The sequence below is a fragment of the Daejeonella sp. genome, assembly GCF_044348475.1.
In the GTDB taxonomy this organism is placed as follows: Bacteria; Bacteroidota; Bacteroidia; order Sphingobacteriales; family Sphingobacteriaceae; genus Daejeonella.
Map to the genome: position 1 here is coordinate 1 of NZ_JBIKSU010000113.1, position 5037 is coordinate 5037.

A 5037-nucleotide genomic window follows, 5' to 3' on the forward strand; every position below is an offset into this window, starting at 1 on the left:
TTTGGTAAGAATGCTGCATTTATAACAGGATACGAACGATCAGACTTTGGCGAAATACTTCAGAAAAACCTGGAAGGAACCGATTTTAAATTTCATCCAGATCCTTACCCAACGCAAAATTTGTTTTATCGCAGTGATAATGCAACACTTGCAGCCCTGGGAGTTCCGGCACATACCATCTCAACCGATGAAATTGATATAGATAAGTTCTATCATACTGTAAATGATGAATTTGAAACACTTGCTGTATCCAATATCTGGGCTACTATAAAGGCTATCGCATTAAGTGCAAGAAGCATTGTTGCAGGAACTGATACACCAAAAAGGATCCCAAAATTAAACAGCAGACCTTAATTTAGATTCTTTCTCATCACATAGTTATATCGTAATTATGAAAATTAAACAGTGGATATTCATTTTTGTATTTCTTGGCATTTTACCATTTTTATTCGCCTATTTACCTTGGCCTCCTTTTCGTTGGAAGGTACTTATTCTGTTTATTGTTATTGGTTTCGTAATATTTCGCATGATTTTCAATGCAATTAAATCAAGTAATAAGATAGTAATAGTAATTAACTCTGCTTTTTCGATTATGATGCTAATCTGCATGTTCCTCATTTTGCAACGCTATTTTAATTAATTCTTTGAAGTTTATTTTAAGCATCATTTTTCTGTTCATTACTCAAGATCAACCCTTATAAAAAAAATAAAGGCCGATGCTGATTTTCATCAGAATGACACCTATGAGAAAAAGTCTAAATTATGATTCTGATTTTCATCTAGATGACTAGCTTACAATTTCTTCCTCATCACATAATCATTCAATACAAAATGATGGTAATTGATATCTAAAGTTTGGTAGATATCAAAACCAATCCTACTATAAAAATGATGTGCCGGATTGCCTCTGTTTACGTTTAATTCAAGAATTTTTCCACCCTTTGCTTTGGCTAAGGAGGAAACCTGTTCAATTAATTTTCTTCCAGTTCCCTGGCCCTGTTCTGTTGGCAAAACATAGAGCTTATGAAGCTTAAAGACCTGATTCTTGGTATCAGTCTCAGAAAATCCAGCAAAAGCAAGCGGGAGTTTGTCTCTTTCAACTAGCAGGAATTCAATTCCTGAATTCATTTGTTCCCTTAAGCTTTCTGAAGAATACATATCGTTCAGCATAAAACTGATTTGTTCATCAGAAATAATATTCCGGTAGCTTGGCCACCATATTTTTTCGGCAAGTTCGTTGATCGCCTGAATGTCAGAATCTGTTGCTTGTCTGATAATCATGTTAAATAGATTCTGAAATAAAAATAAAGGGCTGTTCAAAATTCAGGGAATAGAAACCATCTTTTTCTGTTTCCATTATATGATCTCCCACATTTCTTAATCCGCTTGTTTGAAGGTTATGAACCTCATGAAGTAATTGTATTTCTTCGCCGGCAGGTTGCCATTTGCTAAAGCCAGATCGTACCGGGAATATTTTTTTATTTCCAATGAATACCACAATATCCAGATCATCTACAAACAGGACATAGTCTTTTAAAACAAACTGATTGGTAATAATATTTACCGCTGGGTATTGCTCAGCAACCAGAAATTTCAGTGCGTCCTGAAGTGGTTCAGTGTCTGTTAGTATGAGCCTGGTACTTTCTTGTGTATTAAAATGTAGATCTTTTGTTACTACCGCATCAACTTTTAATGCCATCGAATCAACGAGTTCGTAAATAGCCTCATGCACCATAACCGTTGGGCTCCATTCCAGTATCTGTCCTAGATTTTCATTCTCAAAGCCATCAAGGCTCATGATCAGTAAAGCTGGCTCCTGTTTCTCGCGAACTATGTGATGTGATGACATGAATCAAACTTAGATATTTTTTAAAAAAAAAGAGGAAAGAACGATGAAGAAAGAACAAGTAACCAAGAACCAAGACAAATCCAGTTCGGATTACGGTTATTGGTTGAATGGTCTGTTTTCGGGGTATTAATTAATTTGAACTCGAAACAACATTTTAAAAACTACATAGAAACATAGCATTTTATAGCTTCTAATCTATATTTTAGATACAGATAGTCTTGAAGTTTTGCTTCAATCTATGTGATTTACAATCTATGTTTCCTTTTAAACATAATGTAAGTCAATCTATGTGGTTAAATTTTAATCTTTGCTCTTTAAACCTTGATCCATTTTAAAAACCACATAGAAACATAGTATTTTATAGCTTCTAATCTATATTTTAGAAACAGATAGTCTTGAAGCTTGCTTCAATCTATGTGATTTATATTCTATGTTTCCTTTAAAGCATAATGTAAATCTATGTGGTTAAATTTTAATCTTTCCATATTTATATATCGAATTCAATTACTTTAATCTTTGCTCTTTGAACCTTGATTCATTTTAATAGATTTTTTTGTAAAACTCTCTGATCATTTTTCCAGGCAAATCTGAAGAGTTTACGGCTGCAGAAACTGCTATTCCATAAATTCCGGAGTTTACTAGGGCTTCAGTATCTTCCAAATTAATGCCTCCAACGGCTATCAATGGCAGGTTTATTCCTAATTCTGCCATGGTATCTGTAATTTTCTTGTAGCCGTCAATTCCCAGCAGTGGATAATCATTCGGTTTTGTTTTTGTGACAGCAAATGGCCCGCATCCTGCATAATCTACCACCCCTGAAGCATTTATTCTTTGAATATCTACTAGTGTATTGGCAGAGGCTCCCAATGTTTTTTCGTCACTAATTATTTCACGAATTGCAGCAAAGTTGGTATGCATATCTTCAATATGAACTCCTTGCGCATCTACTTGGTTGAGCAAGTGATAATGATCTGTGAGAATCAGGGTGGCCCCCCAATCATCGCAAATAGAGGCTATCTGATGTATTTCTTGGATAAGATCTTCATCAGCCTTTGAAAAACAACGATATTGAATCCAGTTTGCCCCTGCTTTACAGGCTATTTCTGTTTGTTCAATATGAGTTCGATGCGGCAAATCCTGTGTCAGATAGTGAAATTTAGAGATGTATTTTTTCATAGGTAAATGTTCCCGGATCAAGCCCGGGGTTAAAATTTTAAGCTCAATGAAAGTAGAAAATTTCGGGTTGCTTGAGGGTAATAGAAATTTTCAGTTGTAAAATCTCCTCCATACATGTAGCTGAAGGTATATCCGTTGGCTTCATATAGTTCAGAGAATATATTATTAACCAAAAGCGTTAATCCAATATTTTTTAATCCTTTGAATGAAGTATTGTATCTTAAACGCAGATCGTTCACAAAGAAGGCATCCAGTTTGCGTTGTGAATTAGATGTATTGTCAAGGAATTGCTCAGATACATATTTGCTTATTAAAGCAATTTCTGTTTTTTTGAATGGCAGAAAACTGAATTCATTTGAGCCTATAAATGATGGCGAAAAGGCAAGAGCAGTGTTTTCATAATTGCTTATGATTTGTCCGCCATTGTCATAATCATCTGAATACTCAGTAAAATTTTTGATTCTGTTTGCACTTAAAGATGTGGTTATACTCCAAGATAAAAGATTGTTTATCTGTGCTTTAGTATCTATCTCCAATCCGTATCGATAGCTTTTTTCAACATTCTGGCGGATATACTCACCTACATCATTCACCTTTCCTGTTAAAACCAACTGATCCTTATAATACATGGCATACGCATTAATTCCGGCAATGAAATTTTCATTCCTATGCCTGTAGCCAGTTTCAATATTTAGTAAACTTTCTGCAGATGGTCTGTTCGAAATGCTTGAATTTATATAATCATCACGATTGGGCTCTTTGTTAGCAATTGCTATAGATGCGTAGATATTATTTTTCTGGTTTAATTTGTAATTGAAACCTAGCTTAGGGTTGAAAAAACTCAGCTGATCAAACTGATCAAGGCTCATCCTATTTTTATCGGTACCATTCACTTTGTAATTAACGCTTCTGAATTGAAGGTCAGCAAACAGGCTTAAACTTCCAATGTTAAACTCAGCTTTGGCAAACGAATTGAAGTCAGTTTTGAAACCATTGCCTTTGTAATAAGGTGTTAGGCTGTTTCCAATCGGAATGAATTGCCCTCTGATCACTTCTCCGAAATGATCTCCATCATATTCATTATAGGCCCCGCCAAGAGTATAGCTAATGTTCCCCGCTGGGCTGTAGTTTAATGAATAGGTTAAACCATAGAAATTATTGTCAAGCCAGCGCCGCCTTACCAGATCACTTTTGTAGATGGCAATTCCACTTGTTGGGAATGGTGAGATACCATAATTAGCAAGATTTTGATCTTCCTTAAATTCTTCATAATAGCCACGGCCTTTGGTATAATGCAACGCAGTATTGGCTGATAAAACAGATGAAAATGTATGGGAGTATAAAAGTTGATAATGATCCTGAACATAATTATCTGTTTGGTCATCATAGGTAAAATTATTAAAGGTTCGATTGGTTTTTAGCAAATTCTGTGGAACACCATTCCATGCCTGATATGTTTTTTCGGAGCCTGAGAACACATTAACGCGAAGTAGGTCTTTTTTACCATAATAGGCAGCACTTAAAAAGTATGATTTCAGCATAGATGAACCACGGTCTATGTAACCATCCGACTGAATCCTGGATAGCCTTCCGTCAAAACTGAATTTATTATGGATTAGTCCGGTGCCTGCATTGACTGTATTTTTTATAGTCTGATAGGATCCAAAAGTGTTATTCAGTTCTGCATAGGCCGAATCTCTTTTGATTGTTGTCTGAATATTTAAACTTCCTCCAAAGGCTCCTGCTCCATTTGTAGAGGTACCAACACCGCGCTGAATTTGAATATTATCAACTGAGGATGCAAAATCAGGAAGATTTACCCAAAAGGTTCCTTGGCTTTCGGGGTCATTGTATGGAATTCCATTGATTGTTACATTTAAACGGGTTGGGTCGCTTCCGCGGATGCGAATACCGGTATAACCAACCCCATTTCCTGCATCAGAGCTTACCACTACTGAGGGAGTCTGATTGAGCAGAAATGGCAGATCTTGACCCAGATTATTCTTTTCTAG

Annotated in this window: 5 protein-coding genes; 1 reads left to right on the top strand and 4 read right to left on the bottom strand. The window is 35.7% G+C overall.

Annotation, left to right across the window (positions count from 1 at the left end; all coding sequences use genetic code 11):
- Nucleotides 1–354 (top strand): M28 family peptidase (locus ACIQZ6_RS11830; protein ID WP_395811353.1); only part of this gene is annotated, 354 nt, incomplete at its 5' end.
- Nucleotides 355–792: 438 nt separating this feature from the next.
- Here ACIQZ6_RS11830 and ACIQZ6_RS11835 read toward each other — a convergent pair.
- The 4 genes from ACIQZ6_RS11835 to ACIQZ6_RS11850 form a co-directional block, all read right to left on the bottom strand.
- Nucleotides 793–1281, bottom strand: coding sequence for a GNAT family N-acetyltransferase (locus ACIQZ6_RS11835; RefSeq protein ID WP_395811355.1), 489 nt, complete (start codon nt 1279–1281; stop codon nt 793–795).
- Nucleotide 1282: 1 nt separating this feature from the next.
- Nucleotides 1283–1849 carry a thiamine pyrophosphokinase gene (locus ACIQZ6_RS11840; RefSeq protein WP_395811357.1) on the bottom strand — a complete coding sequence of 189 codons (567 nt, stop codon included), beginning with the start codon at nt 1847–1849 and terminating at the stop codon, nt 1283–1285.
- Between the two features lie 540 nt (nt 1850–2389).
- Nucleotides 2390–3025 (bottom strand): thiamine phosphate synthase, encoded by a 636-nt coding sequence (locus ACIQZ6_RS11845; RefSeq protein ID WP_395811359.1) that lies wholly within the window; start codon nt 3023–3025, stop codon nt 2390–2392.
- 29 nt (nt 3026–3054) lie between these two features.
- The coding region (locus ACIQZ6_RS11850) for a TonB-dependent receptor (protein ID WP_395811361.1) at nt 3055–5037 on the bottom strand (1983 nt) is incomplete at its 5' end.

Bases quoted from the DNA above. Each gene is read 5' to 3' on its own strand.
- ACIQZ6_RS11835 (WP_395811355.1), bottom strand. From the start codon at position 1,281: ATGATTATCAGACAAGCAACAGATTCTGACATTCAGGCGATCAACGAA.
- ACIQZ6_RS11840 (WP_395811357.1), bottom strand. From the start codon at position 1,849: ATGTCATCACATCACATAGTTCGCGAGAAACAGGAGCCAGCTTTACTG.
- ACIQZ6_RS11845 (WP_395811359.1), bottom strand. From the start codon at position 3,025: ATGAAAAAATACATCTCTAAATTTCACTATCTGACACAGGATTTGCCG.